At 59.1% G+C, this 15,327-nt stretch carries 15 protein-coding genes; 4 read left to right on the top strand and 11 right to left on the bottom strand.

Annotation, left to right across the window (positions count from 1 at the left end; translation table 11 throughout):
* Positions 1–143: 143 nt before the first annotated feature.
* Positions 144–815 carry a DUF3313 family protein gene (locus ACQR3R_RS08210; protein WP_428271506.1) on the bottom strand — a complete coding sequence of 224 codons (672 nt, stop codon included), beginning with the start codon at positions 813–815 and terminating at the stop codon, positions 144–146.
* Between the two features lie 214 nt (positions 816–1,029).
* Between ACQR3R_RS08210 and ACQR3R_RS08215 the strand changes: the two genes are divergently transcribed.
* The 3 genes from ACQR3R_RS08215 to ACQR3R_RS08225 all read left to right on the top strand — a co-directional run bounded on the left by ACQR3R_RS08215 (position 1,030) and on the right by ACQR3R_RS08225 (position 5,244).
* The gene (locus ACQR3R_RS08215) at positions 1,030–3,390 is read left to right on the top strand and encodes a tetratricopeptide repeat protein (protein ID WP_428271507.1); all 2,361 of its coding nucleotides are present in this window, start codon (positions 1,030–1,032) and stop codon (positions 3,388–3,390) included.
* Positions 3,391–3,580: 190 nt separating this feature from the next.
* Positions 3,581–5,008 (top strand): cytochrome-c oxidase, cbb3-type subunit I, encoded by a 1,428-nt coding sequence (gene ccoN / locus ACQR3R_RS08220; RefSeq protein WP_428271508.1) that lies wholly within the window; start codon positions 3,581–3,583, stop codon positions 5,006–5,008.
* A 14-nt stretch (positions 5,009–5,022) separates the two neighbouring features.
* Positions 5,023–5,244 carry a hypothetical protein gene (locus ACQR3R_RS08225; RefSeq protein ID WP_428271509.1) on the top strand — a complete coding sequence of 74 codons (222 nt, stop codon included), beginning with the start codon at positions 5,023–5,025 and terminating at the stop codon, positions 5,242–5,244.
* A 198-nt stretch (positions 5,245–5,442) separates the two neighbouring features.
* Here ACQR3R_RS08225 and ACQR3R_RS08230 read toward each other — a convergent pair whose 3' ends face one another.
* Positions 5,443–5,937 carry a hypothetical protein gene (locus tag ACQR3R_RS08230; RefSeq protein WP_428271510.1) on the bottom strand — a complete coding sequence of 165 codons (495 nt, stop codon included), beginning with the start codon at positions 5,935–5,937 and terminating at the stop codon, positions 5,443–5,445.
* A 160-nt stretch (positions 5,938–6,097) separates the two neighbouring features.
* Between ACQR3R_RS08230 and ACQR3R_RS08235 the strand changes: the two genes are divergently transcribed.
* Positions 6,098–6,790 (top strand): amino acid racemase, encoded by a 693-nt coding sequence (locus tag ACQR3R_RS08235; protein ID WP_428271511.1) that lies wholly within the window; start codon positions 6,098–6,100, stop codon positions 6,788–6,790.
* 1 nt (position 6,791) lies between these two features.
* Here ACQR3R_RS08235 and ACQR3R_RS08240 read toward each other — a convergent pair whose 3' ends face one another.
* The 9 genes from ACQR3R_RS08240 to ACQR3R_RS08280 form a co-directional block, all read right to left on the bottom strand.
* Positions 6,792–7,313, bottom strand: a complete 522-nt coding sequence (locus ACQR3R_RS08240) for a GNAT family N-acetyltransferase (protein ID WP_428271512.1) — start codon at positions 7,311–7,313, stop codon at positions 6,792–6,794.
* 227 nt (positions 7,314–7,540) lie between these two features.
* A complete protein-coding gene (locus ACQR3R_RS08245; RefSeq protein WP_428271513.1) occupies positions 7,541–8,521 on the bottom strand; it encodes a LysR substrate-binding domain-containing protein in 981 nt (326 codons plus the stop codon).
* Positions 8,522–8,555: 34 nt separating this feature from the next.
* Entirely contained in the window at positions 8,556–9,503 is a 948-nt protein-coding gene (locus tag ACQR3R_RS08250) for a peptidylprolyl isomerase (RefSeq protein WP_428271514.1), read from the bottom strand.
* Positions 9,500–9,979 (bottom strand): YbjN domain-containing protein, encoded by a 480-nt coding sequence (locus ACQR3R_RS08255; protein ID WP_428271515.1) that lies wholly within the window; start codon positions 9,977–9,979, stop codon positions 9,500–9,502. Before ACQR3R_RS08255 ends, ACQR3R_RS08250 begins: the two co-directional genes overlap by 4 nt.
* 20 nt (positions 9,980–9,999) lie before the next feature.
* The gene (locus ACQR3R_RS08260) at positions 10,000–10,629 is read right to left on the bottom strand and encodes a hypothetical protein (RefSeq protein WP_428271516.1); all 630 of its coding nucleotides are present in this window, start codon (positions 10,627–10,629) and stop codon (positions 10,000–10,002) included.
* A gap of 15 nt (positions 10,630–10,644) precedes the next feature.
* Positions 10,645–12,345 carry a putative porin gene (locus ACQR3R_RS08265; protein WP_428271517.1) on the bottom strand — a complete coding sequence of 567 codons (1,701 nt, stop codon included), beginning with the start codon at positions 12,343–12,345 and terminating at the stop codon, positions 10,645–10,647.
* Between the two features lie 37 nt (positions 12,346–12,382).
* Positions 12,383–13,087 (bottom strand): TonB C-terminal domain-containing protein, encoded by a 705-nt coding sequence (locus ACQR3R_RS08270; RefSeq protein ID WP_428271518.1) that lies wholly within the window; start codon positions 13,085–13,087, stop codon positions 12,383–12,385.
* Between the two features lie 2 nt (positions 13,088–13,089).
* On the bottom strand, positions 13,090–13,515 hold the full coding sequence (locus ACQR3R_RS08275; RefSeq protein WP_428271519.1) for a biopolymer transporter ExbD: 426 nt from the start codon (positions 13,513–13,515) through the stop codon (positions 13,090–13,092).
* An 11-nt stretch (positions 13,516–13,526) separates the two neighbouring features.
* Complete coding sequence (locus tag ACQR3R_RS08280; protein ID WP_428271520.1) at positions 13,527–15,326, bottom strand: DUF2341 domain-containing protein; 1,800 nt, start codon at positions 15,324–15,326, stop codon at positions 13,527–13,529.
* Position 15,327: the final 1 nt, after the last annotated feature.

The following is a 15,327-nucleotide window of genomic DNA, read 5'->3' on the forward strand; positions in this document are numbered from 1 at the left end:
TGAATCTGGGCAATGCACAGAGTGTGTGCATGACGAAGATCCACTGTGGGAGACAGCCTGCTGGCGATGGCGCCAGCCGATTCAGCAATGGGCCAGGATTGCTACACACCGTTGAGGCAAGCCTGACAGACCGGGGCGCGTTGTTATTTGGCTTTGAGCTTCAGATACGACTGATGCAGGTCCGATGCCCAGCCATCGATCACGCTTTTTACATCATCGGCCTTCATCACTTGCGAATCGTTCTCCAGCGGCTTGCCGGTGCCTTTGCGTACTACTTGCGCCAGTACGTGATTGTCGCCGCCATCCAGGAACACAGCTTCGGTAGCCAGGTCGGTTTCCTGGTCACGAATGCCGCTGGCACTGCTGACCGCTGCCGCTACCAAGGCAATCGGGATCACTTCATAAGGCTTCAAGCCTTCGGTTTTACTGCTGACGGCGGTAATCGCCGCCCGCACCACGATCACACCGGGGCCTGGGCCGGTTGCCAATGGCAACGATTTACCCAGTTCGCGCTTCAGTGCCTGATCGTAATAACCAGTGATGCCATTCAAGGTGGATTGAGGGATTTTTACAGTCGGTTGCGGCTTGGGATAAAGCTGCGTCGGTTCGATGTAGACACTGGTGAATTTATTGACATCAAGCTTGGGGTCCATCCAGCGCATCACTGTCGCGCCCGATGGGGATTGTGCTTCTTTGAGCTGACTATAGTCCTTTAGAAATCCTGAATACTGATCCGGCTCGACGACTTTGCTTGCACAACCCACCATGCCAATCGAGGCAATGCACAGAGTGCTCATCATTAACGCTAGCTTCATGCTGTAACTCCTGTAAGTCGACAGATAACAGTGCTGGAAAGAGTGTTACAGGTATAGCCAATCCACAGCGTTTCGCCTCACTAAATCACACTATTCATCTAAGGCTGCGAGCCCGGTCACACGCCTCATTTGACATGTGCCAGCCATCCAGCAAAGCTGCACCCAGCTTGAACGCGCGCCGCCTGGCAAACGCACCTGGACTACGGAAGTCGCAATGCCGAAACATAATAATAGAAACGAAAAGCCAAACCCTGATTCGCAACCGAACCTTGTTAACCGCTACGTGTTTCCCGTCACCATCGGCGTGTTGTTACTCGCCGTTGTCGGTATCGGCTGGTTTTTGTTCAGCAGCAAGCCGAAGCCTGTGGCTTATGCGCCGGCCAAGGCGCCCGTGGTCCAGCCTGCCAAACCGCAACCTGTTGCCATGGCCCCCGCGAAGATGGTCGATGAGCAGCAGTGCCAAGGCTGCCACAGTGAGCAGGTTAAAGACTGGCAAGGGTCGCATCACCAATTGGCGATGCAGGAAGCCACTGCCGATACCGTGCTGGGTGACTTCAAAGACATCACCATCAAGGCCGAAAACGAAACCACCCGTTTTTCACGCAAGGGCGATGGCTTTTGGGTTAACACGCCCGGCATCGATGGCAAGAACAATGACTTCAAAGTGGCCTATACCTTCGGCATCGCGCCGTTGCAGCAGTATTTGATCGAGGTGGGCGAAGGCCGCTTGCAAGCCTTGGGCGTGGCGTGGGATACCGAAAAAAACCGCTGGTTTCATTTGTATCCAGGCCAGGGCGTGAACTTCAAGAACCCGTTGCACTGGAGCAAACCGAGCCAGAACGCCAATTTCATGTGCGTCGAGTGCCACACCACGGGTTACAAGCGTAATTTCGATGCCTCCAAAAACACCTTCGACAGTCACTGGAACAGCTTGGGCGTTGGCTGCCAGGCGTGTCACGGCCCAGCCTCCAATCACCTGGAATGGACGGCGAAAAAAGGCGATTTGATTCATGCAGGGTTTGCCGTGGACCTCAAGGACAAGAACGCCACGGTCGAAATCGAAACCTGCGCGCGCTGCCACTCGCGTCGTGCGCCGTTGGGTGACGGCTACACCGTCGGCAAGCGCTTGATGGATGACTACCTGCCAAGTGCCCTGACCCGCGAACTGTATGCACTGGACGGCAAGATCAAGGACGAAGTGTTCGAGCACGGGTCTTTTGCCCAAAGCAAGATGTTCGACAAAGGCGTGCGCTGCAGCAACTGCCACAATCCACACAGCACCGAGTTGAAGGCGCCCGGCAATGGTGTGTGCCTGCAATGCCACAACACGGCGGGCAAGACCACGGTGGAAGGTGTCGATGGCAAAGGCTTGCAAGCCAAGAATTATGATTCTATCGAGCACACCCGTCACACCATGGGTCAACCTGGTTCGCAGTGCGTGGATTGCCACATGCCCGGCAAGTTCTACATGGGCAACGACTTCCGGCACGACCACAGCTTTAGCATCCCGAACCCGGAACGCGCGAAGAAGCTCGGCACGCCCGACGCCTGTCTCACCTGTCACCAAGGCAAGGCTGGCGATAAGGTCACCGAGCAATTCAAGCTGTGGAATACGGCCAACGCCTCTGCCGTTCAGGCACCGCGCTACGACGAAAGCCTGTGGTTGATTCGCAATGGCCAACCGGGTGCCGCAAACGCCTTATATGAACAATTGCAGCGCAGCAATTTGCCCGCCATTCAGCGCGCAACCTTGCTCGCCGAATTGCCGCTGTACCCAAGTGAACAAGCGCTGAAGTTGGCCACCAATGACTTGCGCAACCCGGCACCGCAAGTGCGCGAAAGCGCCGTGCGGGCCATCAGCGCTTTCTTGCCACCACCAGAACGAGCGCCCTTGCTGACTCCGTTGTTGAGCGATCCGGTGAAAGCGGTGCGGATTGCCGCAGCACGTGATTTGCTGAGTGTGGCGCGCAATGGTTTGGGTGATGCGCAGGCCAACTGGAACACAGCAATCGCCGAATATGAGGACGTGCAAAAGAGTCTCGCCGAGCGTGCTGAAGCCAACCTCAACCTGGCCATGTTGTATCAGGCCAGCGGCCGCAGCGGGGAGGTCGAGGCGTTACTGCGTACGGCACTCAAGCGCGACCCGGATTTCTACCCGGCGCTGGTGACGCTGGTGCAGTGGCTGGAGGCCAATGGTCGCGGTCAGGAAGCTCAAACGCTACTGGCGCAAAGCGTCAAGGAGCACCCGGACGCGGCGCTGCTGCAGCACACGCAAGGCTTATCGCTGGTGCGTGCAGGCAAGACCGAGCAAGCCATTGCGGTGCTGCGTAAAGCCGCGCAACTGGAACCGCAGAACGGCCAGTTCGGTTACGTGTTGGCGGTGGCGTTGCACGACAGCGGCAAGGTCGATCAAGCCTGTGAGGAGCTGGAACGACTGCTGAAAGTCCAACCGGCCAATCGCAATGCGCGGCTGTCGCTGATCCAGTACTACCTCGAAAATGGCCAGGAGCCAAAAGCCCAGGTACTGCTGCAAGGCTGGAAGAAGATGAACATGGGTGATCCAGCGTTGAAGTGATCTCCCTGACGGGCGCGCCGGTACCAAAAACCATATCAGCCCGCGGCAGAACGCCGCGGGCTGATGCGCCATCTGATCCGTATAAATGATGTTTTCCTGAGTCTGTTTTGTTCAGGGCAGTGTTTCTACAGTGCACGGCATGTCAGGCCGCAAGGTCTGGAACGCCTTTGCAACCGTGGAAGCATTGACCATGAGCACAGCAACAATCGGGCAGGCCTATAACTACAAGGTCGTTCGCCAATTCATCGTCGCAACTATCGTCTGGGGTGTCGTGGGGATGGCCATGGGCGTGTGGATCGCCTCGCAACTGGTGTGGCCCGAAATGAACCTCGACCTGCCATGGACTACCTTCGGCCGCTTGCGTCCACTGCACACCAGCCTGGTGATTTTCGGTTTCGCCGGCAGCGCGCAATTCGCCGCCAGCTATTACGCGGTGCAGCGTACCTGCCAGGTGCGGCTGTTTTCGGACACGCTCGCGGCGTTCACGTTCTGGGGCTGGCAATCAGTGATCGTGATCATGCTGATCAGCCTGCCGCTGGGCTACACCACGACCAAGGAATACGCCGAAATCGAATTCACCGGCGCGGTGTGGATGACCGTGGTCTGGGTGGCTTATGCCGTGGTGTTTTTCACCACCGTGGTGCAGCGCAAGACGCACCACATCTACGTCGGCAACTGGTTCTTTGGCGCGTTCATCGTGGTGATTGCCATGTTGCACGTGGTCAATCACCTGTCGATTCCAGTGAGCTGGTTCAAGTCTTACCCGGTGTATTCGGGCGCCACCGATGCGATGGTTCAATGGTGGTACGGACACAATGCTGTCGGTTTCTTTTTGACCACCGGTTTTCTCGGGATGATGTATTACTTTGTGCCGAAGCAGGTGGGTAGGCCGGTGTATTCCTATCGCTTGTCGATCGTGCATTTCTGGGCACTGATCACCCTGTACATCTGGGCCGGCCCGCACCATTTGCACTACACCGCACTGCCAGACTGGGCGCAGTCGCTGGGCATGGCGATGTCGTTGATTCTGCTGGCGCCGAGCTGGGGCGGGATGATCAACGGAATGATGACGCTGTCGGGGGCCTGGCATAAATTGCGTACCGATCCGATCCTGCGGTTCCTGGTGCTGTCGCTGGCGTTTTACGGCATGTCGACGTTCGAAGGGCCGATGATGGCGATCAAAACCGTCAACGCCCTCTCCCACTACACCGACTGGACCATCGGCCACGTTCACGCAGGTGCCTTGGGCTGGGTGGCCATGATCACGTTTGGCGCGGTCTACCACATGGTGCCCAAGGTCTTTGGTCGCGAGCAGATGTTCAGCACGCCGCTGATCAACCTGCACTTCTGGCTGGCGACCATCGGCACGGTGCTGTACATCGCCTCGATGTGGGTCAATGGCATAACCCAAGGCTTGATGTGGCGCGCGATCAACGACGACGGCACGCTGACCTATTCGTTTGTTGAAGCGTTGCAGGCGAGTCATCCGGGGTTCGCGGTGCGTTTTGCTGGCGGCGTGTGCTTCCTCAGCGGGATGCTGCTGATGGCTTACAACGTGTGGCGAACCGTGCGTGTGTCGAGCGTCGAGATGGCTGAACGTGAAGCGCAGATAGCCTGAGGCGGGAACTTGAGATGATCGATTTTGTGCTGGGAAGTTTAGGCGTCGTGGGGCTTTGGCTGGCGGTTGGATACAGCCTGAAACGGCAAACGGCGCAGAGTCTTGAGGAGGCCAGCCTGATACCGTTTGCGGATGACCCGCAAGTGGCCCGGCGTGTGGAGTTGGCAACCGGCAAGACTGTGAATGCGGTTGCGCCAGAGGTCGCCAAGCCTGGGTGGGTTAATTGGGAGGTTTGAGCCAAGGCTACGGGCTCCATCGCGAGCAGGCTCGCTCTCACTCTGGTTAGGCGTTGAGCACGAGGTTTGGGATCAGCACTAACCCCTGTGGGAGCGAGCCTGCGCGCGACGACGGCGGATCAGCCTGCATCAATTTTGAATGCCGATCCGCAACCGCGAGCAGGCTCGCTCCCACAGGTTTTGCGTGTATCTTGGGGATCAGCCGCGTTCGCGGGGGATCAGGCTCTGCAGCTGCTGCGCCAGGAAATTTGCGTCGAAGGCGAAGGTGTCCGGGTCTTTCAGGCCGTTGGTCTTGCGCCACTGCCAGCTAGTGGACGGCGGCAGGCAGACCAGCGAAATGCTGCCATAACGCGCTGCGGTCAACCCCATCACGGCCAGTGAAATCTGACCCCCGGCGCCCATCACATCCGGCACGAACTCCACCGGTTTACCAGCGATCACGATAGACAGCTTCTCGGTTTTGAAGGTGGACGTTTCGGCGGGCACACTCGGCCCGGAAGCGATGTACATCTCGCGGCTGACCTCCAGCAGGTTCGGTGCTTGAACCGGTTCCAGCCACTGCTGGATCTGGTCGAACAGCTCACCAATGCGCGTCGCCCACACGGCCGATTGCGACTCAAACATCTGCTTCTTGTGCGCTTCGCTTTCTGCGTAGTGGCGAAGCATCTCGCCCAGTTGCTGTACGTCATCCATTGCGGTGTTCCTTTGGTTGAAGCAGTGCTGCGGACTTTGAGCATGGCAGATGCGCGCCATCGGCGTACGACTAAACGCCAATTGGTAACTTGCAGGTTTACGCGGCACTGGAATCGCGGGCACTGTAGGATCGTCCGTCAGCCCTCAACAGGAACACATCATGCGCACAATCGGCCTTATCGGCGGCATGAGCTGGGAGTCCAGCGCCGAATATTACCGCCTCATCAACCAACAGGTTCGCGACCGCCTCGGGCCGTTGCGCTCAGCGAAGTTGCTGATGTACAGCGTTGACTTCGGGCCGGTCGAACAGGCTCAACACGCCGGACGCTGGGACGATGCAGCAGCGATTCTGGTCGACGCGGCCAAGCGGCTTGAGGCCGGCGGAGCGGACTGTGTGGTGCTGTGTACCAACACCATGCACAAAGTGGCCGAACAGATTCAGGCCGCGATCAGTATCCCGTTTTTGCACATTGCCGAACCTGCCGGCCAGGCAGCGGTCGACGCGCAATTGCTGAAGGTGGGGTTGCTCGGCACAGCGTTCACCATGGAGCAGGATTTTCTCAAACAACGTTTGACCGCAATGGGTTTAACCGTGCTGGTGCCAGAGGAATCGCAGCGGCAAGCGGTGCACCGAATAATTTATGACGAATTGTGTGTGGGAGTGATCAGCGAGGCATCGCGCAAGGTGTATCAGCAGGTCATCGAAGCCCTGACCCAACGCGGCGCCCAGGCAATCATCCTCGGCTGCACCGAAATCAGCCTGCTGATCAAACCCGAAGACAGCGCCCTGCCCTTGTTCGACACCACCGAACTGCATGCGCAGGCGGCGGTGGCGTTTGCTCTGGGCGACTGACTCAACCCGCCTTGGGCGTGCGCCGCAGACGCGCCATGCTCAAGGCATCTACCAAGCCGCCGTCGCGCACGGCATAGTCACGAAACAGGCCTTCGTCCTCGAAGCCGAACTTGCGGTACAACGCAATGGCGGCTTCGTTATCGGCGTACACCGAAAGCTCCACCCGGTGCAGGTTCATCCAGTTGTCGGCGACTTCCAGCGCCGCCGCCAACAGCTTTGAACCCACCCCTTTACCCTGCCACGCCTGCGCAACGCCCATACCGAGGTTGCCGGCATGACTGCGGCGAATCCGCGAAAACTGCTCCAAGCCAATATTGCCGACAACAACGCCTTGATGCAGCGCTACCAGTTGCACCACCCGTTCATTGTCCGGTGCCAGGCGTTTGCGCCAGACCTCGGTCGATTGAAAGGGCATTTGCAGCACCTGGCGGGTGATGGCCGGATCGTTGTACAGCGCGGTAATGCCCTCAATGTGGGTTTCGTTGAAACGCTCGAGGGTGATAAAGGAATCAGCAGCGGTCATGGGTGGTTCATCCGTGATACAGACATGGCCGCTTACTCTACAACGCGGTAATTCATTGTGGCCAGAACCCATGCGAGAGCCTGGCTTGCCAGTGATGGCGTCTTCGGAATCGCCATCACCGGCAAGCCGGTTTCCTAAGGGATTTGCGTTAATCACAACAATCCGGCCTTCACCACCGAACCGTAGGAGCCTGCGTTAACCACAACAATCTCGGCCTTCACCGCCGATCAGCTGTCGAACCACTCCCGGCGTTCGTTGAAGGCGTTGTGAATCAGCTTGACGATCATCCGCACTTGGGCCTCGCCTTCGGAGCGGGCATTGACCGCCATCCACGCCTGGCGCTGCATTGGCTGGCTGAACAGCCCAGGCAGAGCGATCAGGCCACGGTCGAACTGGCTCATGTAGCCTGGCAGCAAACCAATGCAGGCGCTGCATCGAATCATCTCCAGCATCAATTCATAGGAGTGCAGTTGCACCACGCCAGCCAGGCGTTGCTCCACCAGACTATTCCAGGGCCCGAAGCTATCGACTTGGCTATCGTGCTGCCATTGCACCAACAGGAAATCAGACAGATCCTCCAGGCTGTCGGGGCGCGACGTGACCCGCGAATAGCGCTTGGCAATGTGCGGCAGGTAATTCAGTCGCGCCATCGGCAGCGGTTCGCTGATGGCAAAACTCGGGCCGGGCAGCGATGAATTGGTGTCGGCCAGCCACAACACCACATCGGCAGTCACCGCTTGCAAGCTCAGCTCACTGTCCAGGGTAATGATGTCCAGGCGCACACTGGCGTTGCGTCGCAGCAACGAAACTAGGTCTCGGCCGAGAATGTCATGCAGGATCGACTCGGCCACGGCCAGGCGAATCAATGGTTGTTCGGTCACCGGCATGTCGCGTTCGTGGGCCAGCGCTATCAGCTGTGCTTGCAATTTCTGGCCATCGTGGCTGAGCGTCAAAGCACTGCCGTGAAACTCGAACAACGTGCGCTGCAACTGACTTTCCAACTGCGCCAAGTCTTTGCGCAACAGGCTGGCCCGCACGTTCAGGCTGCGCGCCGCCTGCATGAAACACGCGCAGCGGGCGCTAACCATAAAATACTGCACCACCTGGGCATCGATCTCGCCGGCCAACGCCAGCCAGGATTCGGATGCCAGCCCCGAGGCCAGGTATTGGCTCACACCTGGATGCGCCATGGGTTGTGTAAACGTCATTTAATGACTCCCTGTCGATCTTGTTACGTTGGCGCTAGAGTTTTTCCTCCAGCACTTTGTTCAGCGCGGCCCCGTCGATACTGAGCGTGGCGGTATTGAGCATGCCGTCCAGATATGCCTTGGCAATTTGCTCCTGGCGCTGGGCACGCAAGGCCTGGGTCAAGCGTTCGCGCAGTTCGTCCAGCGATGCCACGCGTGCAGGTTGCTGCTCAGTGAGTTTGATCACATGAAAACCCGCAGCACTCTGCAGCGGCTCCGACACCGCCCCCACTTTCAATCGCGACACCGCACCGCGCACTTCAGGAACCAGTTGCTGCAAGGGTTGCAAACCGGTATCGCCCCCTGTTTCGGCGCTGGCACGATCTTGCGAATACTGACTCGCCAGCGCGGCAAACTCGCTCGGTGCTGCCTGGGCCTTTTTGCTTAATTCCAAGGCTTGCTTACGCACCGCCTCAAGGCTTTGCGGATCGCTGACGCTGAGGAAAATCTGGCTGACCCGGTACATCGGTGGCGTTACCCAGCCCGATTTACCGGCGTCGTATGCCTGCTGCAACTCGGCTTCGGCGGGATAACCTGGCGGCACCTGGCTGACCGACTGCAAGTAGTCGCGAAAGATGATTTGCTCAGTGGCAGCACGCATTTGCACCTCAATGTCGGGCCGCTGACGCCAGCCTTGGGCATCGGCTTGTTCGAGCACGGCTTTCTCGGCCAGACGCGAACGAATCCAGCCTTCAAGCGCCTGCCGATTGCCCCTCAGTTGCTCGCGAGAGGCTGGCGGCAACGTGGCAAGTAGCGCTTTGAGTTCTTCAGGTGCAACCCTTTGATTGCCAAGTTGCGCCACGGCGGGCTCATTTGCGGTCGGTGCCGAACGCACAGGCTGTGGTGCCGCCACCGGATCGTTACCCGGTTTTACACCCAACGCCACTGCGACCACCAATACGGCCAGCGCACCGGCGCTGGCCACTACCGTGCTTTTTTTCACAGGGCTGACTCCTCGTGTTCCGGCGCTTCTACGGTCGCATCAGGTGCCCGCATCTGCGCAGCGTTTTGGCTGAACTCGCGCAGGTAAACGATGAACTCCTGAAGCAAGCGATCCCACAGTTCAAGGTTGCCACGCAGGTGATCGGCGCTCACGCCAGCCGCCACCACAACGTCCATTTCCATCACCAGGAACTCACCCTGCACTGACAATCGGGCGAAGCGGCGCGAGGCATTCCACAGTTCTGCAATGCCTGCGGGCAATTCGCCCTGCACGCGCAGGGCGCAACTGAAGGTGAAGTCCACAAAATGGCCATGCTCCAGGGCCGGGTTGCCGAAACGCACGGAATAGCCGATGCCTTGGCTCGCGCTCAACAACTGTACGATGCCGTTTTGCTCGGTTTCGTTCACCCGGTAACCGGCGGCTTGCAGCACTTCGGTCAGGGCCAATGGCGATACGTGCGAGATCAATTGAGTCATGTGAAGTTCTTCCCTGGTGGTTAGTGAGCGACTGCGGCCCGAGGCGCGTCGAATTGCGTTTTGTAGAGCTCGTCGCCAAAGCCTTGGGCCAGCTCTTCGAACTTGACCCGTGCGCCACCGGCAAACGGTTGGCGTATCTTCATGACCTCGGCGACGTCGATTTTTTCGTAGGCCGCAAGCAGCTCTTTAGCCACGCCGTACATCTGTTGATTCTTGACCGAACATTGCTGCATTTGTGTGTCACGTTCGGCCAATTGCACTTGAAGCTTGGCGCGCTCGGTTTCTTTGGCTCGAGCCATGACCAGCAACTCGTCGTAGGCCTGCTTGAACTTGCCAATTTGCTCGCTGCTGTTGGCTGCTTGTGCCTGGGCCTGGCTGCGCAAGCTGTCTTGCTGGCCGGCCAATTGCTCGGCCATGCCTTTGGCCCTGGCCAGCTCGGCTGTCAGTTGCTTGATCTGCGCCTGCGCAGCCTTGGCCTCACCCTGCGCCGCCAATTGCGCGGCGCTGACTTGGGCTTGCTGGGTTTGCAGGGCTTGCAACTGTTGGGTGGTGCTGCGCAATTGAGTGCGCAGGCGCTCTTCCATGCCTTCGGCGCTAGCGCCCTGAGCCACCAGCAGCGTGATCGCAAGCAACAGGAATTTTGCGTTCATGTAGCCTCCTGCGCCTTAGAAGCGCGTGTTGATTTCTAGCTGCAAGACATCGATGTCGAACGGCGCGCCGTACACCGCCTCGGAACTCAACCAGCGACCGGTCGCGACCACGTTCTTGGCCAGACCGTAGTTGCCACCCAGGAAGTAACCTTTGGCGTTAGTGCCGCCGAGGTGGAACGACGAATCGTTGAAACCGTCCGGTAACGCATCGGGCTGGATGTACTTGTAGCCAGCAAAGAAATTCCAGTCGCCCTGCTTCTTCAGCTCCAGCTCGTTGCCGAGCGTGAACTGAACCATCCAGGCATTGGCGCCGCTTTCGATATTGCCGTCGCTGTCGAGGTTGTTAACTATCTGCCCGCCCGAGCGTTTGCGCATATCGCCTTCGTCATATCCAAGGTTGTGGATGTAGTTGCCCTGGCTGCGCAATTTGAAGTTTTCAGGCAGGTCGGCGTCCCACACCACGTTCAGGTCCAACAGATTGAACTCGGACGCCAGCCCGACGAATTGAGGCTGCGGCGTGGTAGCCGGGCTGAGTGGGTTGGGGGTGATGTCGCGCAACAGGAACACGCTGTTGCCCTTCTGCATGAACGCCGAACGGGTGCCATCGGTGTCGCAGCCCGGTGCGCCGGCCCACGGTTCGCAAGGGCTCGAGCGTTGGCCTTCGATGTCGTCGAAACGGTAATACGCCAGTGCACCCTTGAGGCGGTTATTGCTGTTGATTGCCCACTTGGCACCAATTTGCGCGCCGTACAGCCACTTGTTGGCGCTGTCTTCCTTGTCGAAACCGTTGCTGCTCGTGGTGTCGTTGGTGTACTCCACCGGGAATGCGCCCACGGTGCCAAACACCCCCCAATCGCGGTTGAGTTTGCGGTCGAAAATCGCCGCCACACCGTCAAAATTCAAGTCGTTGGAATACAGCATGTCAGTGGACAGGAACGGATTGGCAAACCGTCCGCCGGTCAGCGTCAGTGAGTCCGACGGCTTCCAGTTCAGATAACCCTGGTCCAGCCAGATGTCTTTCTTGGCGAAACCACCACCCAGCGTTTGAGTGGTGGACACCGGGTTATTGTCGGACCCGGTGCCAATGCGGATACCGGCGGTCCATTCCGGTGAGATCACCGCTTTCATGCCAAGGCGTGCCCGCAGGCGGAACAGGTTTTCGCGGTCTTCGCGGGTGTTGAGCAGCGGCGGCAGGCTGGTGCTGCTATTGGGATTGACGTCGTAGGGGCCACTGTTATTGAGCTTGGCGAAGTCGACGATTTCGTTACTGTTGGTGCCTGAGTAATAGCGCGACTCGTCACGCAGGCGTATATCGCCGTCGAAACTGATGCGTGAAACCCAATCCGGGAAGGTGTTGGGTTGGGCCCAGTTCTCTTGCTTGGCGGTGGCCATGACCTCAGCCTTGACCTGGTCGCGAATCTGATCACGAACGGCCGTCGGTACGTATTGCACCCGCACATCACCCGGCGCTGCGACTGGGCCTGTAGCCACGGCGGTTGGTGCATTGGCCGACTGGCGCGCTTGCGTCGCTTCGTTTTGGGCCTGGGCAATCAGTGCGTCAGCCTTGTCCTGTTTCAAAATGCCCTGCTCGACCAGTAAGCGGATCAGATTGATCGTGGCGTTTTCCGAGGGCGCAGGCGTTGCCAGCGCAGGCCCGATCAGGGTCGCCATGACCATGCCGACCGCCAGGGACAATCGATTCACGTTGAAAATCATTTGCACACAACTCCTTTGGGCAAAACTGAAATTTGGGTTAACCCGGACGCCGTCCTTGCAAGGACAGGCGCACGGGTAAAGTCAAAGTGGCCGGAGGCCGTTCGTTCAGGTGCGGCGCGCTACGCAATGCATCCATAACCTGCGCGTCAATCTCGGGTTTGCCACTGGACCGGATCAGCTCGACGCGGGTGATTTCGCCCGCCGCGCTCAGCCACACATCGGCCTGTAGCGAAAACGCCAGGTTGCGCAGCTCAGGGTTCTCCCGTAGCAGGCGCTGGAAAGTGAACGCGAGGAACTGGCTGTAGGTGCCGTTGCCCACACGGCCCCCACCGGAACCGGCCATGCCGCCGCCCTTGCCCGCACCGATGTTGAAACCGTCGTTCCCCGACTGCGCATCGCCGTCGATTTGCATCGGGTTCGCCAAGTCATTGGCGGGCGACGGCGGTGCTTCCTCCTGCGGCTTGACCTCTTCGGGCTCAGGTGTGGGTTGCGGCTCGAGTATTTTTTCTTCCACGGGTGTTTCCGGCTCCGGCGGTTTTTCCGGAGGCGGAGGTGGTGGTGGCGGCAACGGAATAATGGTCGGCACCTTAGGTGCTTCGCGGCGTATACCGCTCATGTCGTTGGCCCACTGCCAGAGAAACCAGGCAGCGAAACCCGCGATCAGTACCCCTGCACCCCACTTCACAAGGCGCAAGGGTGGCGTTTTGCGCGACACCGGTTTGGAGGATTGTTGTGCGGTCATGGTCAGCCCTGGTTCGGTTTGCCGGTCACAAGACCGACCTGGGACAGTTCCAGGCGACGTAACAGGTCCAGGACCTCGATAACCTTCTGGTACTGCACCATGGCGTCACCGCGCACGATGACGGGAAAATCAGGGTTCTGTGCCTTCTCGATGCGCAAACGGTCTTCCAGCTCCGCGAGGGTCACGGGGTAGGCATCGAGGAACACTTGACCGCCATCGTTGACCGAGATCGCCTTGGTCTTGGCTTCGGACAAAGACACCGAAGCGCTGGCCTTGGGCAGGTTTATCTGAATACCCGACACCTGCGCAGTGGCCGTGAGGATGAACATCACCAACACCACCATCAGCACGTCGACCAAAGGCGTGATGTTGATCGTGTCCACGGCCGCGTCATCTTCGTCGTCGTGGGAGACATTTACAGAAGCCATGGCGATCCTCCTCAGGCCGTTACGGGCGTGTTGGTGTGGTTGCCACGGCGATGAGCCGCTTCGCTGAACTGACTTTCGCCGTGCATTTCCGCCAGACGGGTAATGAACTCGTCGACAAACACGCGCATGTCAGCGCTGACTTCCTTGTTGCGCGTGATCAGGCGGTTGTAGCCAAACAGCGCAGGGATCGCGACGAACAACCCCATGGCCGTGGCCAGCAACGCGGCGGCCATGCCGGGTGCGATGGCGTTGATGTTGACGTCGCCGGCCATCGCCGTGCCCAGGAACACCACCATGATCCCCAACACCGTCCCGAGCAGGCCGATGTAGGGCCCGCCGGCAATGGCATTGGACAAGGTCGAGAGTTTTGAGCTGAGGGCCTGGTTTTCGCGGGTGCGCACGCCGTCCATCGAGCAGCGGATGGCTTCGATGGTCGCCGCCGAAACCGACGAAGTGTCAGCGCCCTGCTCGCGGCGGGTGCGAATCTCCTTGACGGCTACCTGGTACAGACGCCACAGCGACGAATCCTGCAGACGTTGTGCGAGGTTTTGGTCGTCGGCAAACATTTCCAGGCGCGTGCCGACTTTGGCGAACTGCTCGCGAAAAGCCTCATTGGCGGTGCTCACCCGGCTGACCATGCGATTCTTGCGGATCATGATCACCCACGACTGGAACATCATCAGCACCAGCACCGCGATGATCACCCAAGCATCCATCGGTACCGCGTTTAACAGAAAACCGAGACTGCCGAAGCCGTAACCAGACTGTTGCTCATCGACGCCGTAAGCCACCAGTTTTGATTCGGCGCCTTGAGCGCTCGCCTCGGCCAGTAACTGCGCAGCAGGCCGCGCGACCTTGGACAGGCGCAATTCATCCATGGCGCCGGCAAATGGCACGGAAAGCCCTGCGGCGAGGTCCGCGCCGACGGCGATGACCGAGTTGAAGGCGGGCATGGCAAGCGCGAGGCTCGCGGTTACCCGGCCTTGTACATACAGCAAAACATTGCTGCCTTCGGCGGTCAGTGCCAGGTGTTGCCATTGCCCGGGGTTCAGGGCTTGAGTCGATACAGCCCGGTGACCGTCGATTTCCACAAACGGCATGCCCTGATTCAAACCCAACAGCAGGCTGTGTTCGCCCTCGCGGCGGGCCAACAGCAACTGCTCGCCATTGGCCTGGTCCAGTCGCGCCCAAGCGCTGAAGGTGAACGCACTGCCCGCGCTGTGTTGCAGCGATGGGCTGGCTGGTAACAGTAGCGGCTTACCCTCGAACAGCAACGCCCGCCCGATCACACCATCGATGCTGGAGCCGGTTGCACTTTGCGCCGTGTTGCCATACGCCGTGGTGTCTTTGGCCGGTGTGCCACTGGCGCCATCGAAGTGGTAGAGCGCGGTGTAATTGGGGTCGAACGTCAGTTGCCCGTTGCCGGTGGCTGGCGCTTTCGGGTTGCCGTAATACATCCAGAGGTCTTGACGCTGGCCGCCCTCAACTTTCGGTACATCCACCCAGATCAACGCCATGCCCATCAGTGGATCAAAACTTTCGATCTGATAATTGAGCACTGTCTTGTCGTCGGCAGCGACAAAACGCAGGTCCGATCCGTCCTCCTTCACGCCATCAAACGTGAAGTTGCCGGTGTGCAGGCGCACCAGCAATGCGGTGCGACCCAATGCCTGGTTGATCGCCGCGCCCTGAGGCGTGGTGTCGATCGATATTTGTTTGCGGTAATGCCAATCGTCCTGCCACCAGGCCTGCGCGGTTGCCGGAAGCACGAAGCCCAGGCAGATCAAGAATGCGAGAAATAAGCGCTGCATG

This window comes from Gordonia sp. IEGM753 (assembly GCF_050321825.1).
GTDB lineage: Bacteria > Pseudomonadota > Gammaproteobacteria > Pseudomonadales > Pseudomonadaceae > Aquipseudomonas.

Bases quoted from the DNA above. Each gene is read 5' to 3' on its own strand.
- ACQR3R_RS08275 (WP_428271519.1), bottom strand. From the start codon at position 13,515: ATGGCTTCTGTAAATGTCTCCCACGACGACGAAGATGACGCGGCCGTG.
- ACQR3R_RS08215 (WP_428271507.1), top strand. From the start codon at position 1,030: ATGCCGAAACATAATAATAGAAACGAAAAGCCAAACCCTGATTCGCAA.
- ACQR3R_RS08235 (WP_428271511.1), top strand. From the start codon at position 6,098: ATGCGCACAATCGGCCTTATCGGCGGCATGAGCTGGGAGTCCAGCGCC.
- ACQR3R_RS08265 (WP_428271517.1), bottom strand. From the start codon at position 12,345: ATGATTTTCAACGTGAATCGATTGTCCCTGGCGGTCGGCATGGTCATG.
- ACQR3R_RS08260 (WP_428271516.1), bottom strand. From the start codon at position 10,629: ATGAACGCAAAATTCCTGTTGCTTGCGATCACGCTGCTGGTGGCTCAG.
- ccoN (WP_428271508.1), top strand. From the start codon at position 3,581: ATGAGCACAGCAACAATCGGGCAGGCCTATAACTACAAGGTCGTTCGC.
- ACQR3R_RS08225 (WP_428271509.1), top strand. From the start codon at position 5,023: ATGATCGATTTTGTGCTGGGAAGTTTAGGCGTCGTGGGGCTTTGGCTG.
- ACQR3R_RS08270 (WP_428271518.1), bottom strand. From the start codon at position 13,087: ATGACCGCACAACAATCCTCCAAACCGGTGTCGCGCAAAACGCCACCC.
- ACQR3R_RS08210 (WP_428271506.1), bottom strand. From the start codon at position 815: ATGAAGCTAGCGTTAATGATGAGCACTCTGTGCATTGCCTCGATTGGC.
- ACQR3R_RS08230 (WP_428271510.1), bottom strand. From the start codon at position 5,937: ATGGATGACGTACAGCAACTGGGCGAGATGCTTCGCCACTACGCAGAA.
- ACQR3R_RS08280 (WP_428271520.1), bottom strand. From the start codon at position 15,326: ATGCAGCGCTTATTTCTCGCATTCTTGATCTGCCTGGGCTTCGTGCTT.
- ACQR3R_RS08255 (WP_428271515.1), bottom strand. From the start codon at position 9,979: ATGACTCAATTGATCTCGCACGTATCGCCATTGGCCCTGACCGAAGTG.
- ACQR3R_RS08240 (WP_428271512.1), bottom strand. From the start codon at position 7,313: ATGACCGCTGCTGATTCCTTTATCACCCTCGAGCGTTTCAACGAAACC.
- ACQR3R_RS08245 (WP_428271513.1), bottom strand. From the start codon at position 8,521: ATGACGTTTACACAACCCATGGCGCATCCAGGTGTGAGCCAATACCTG.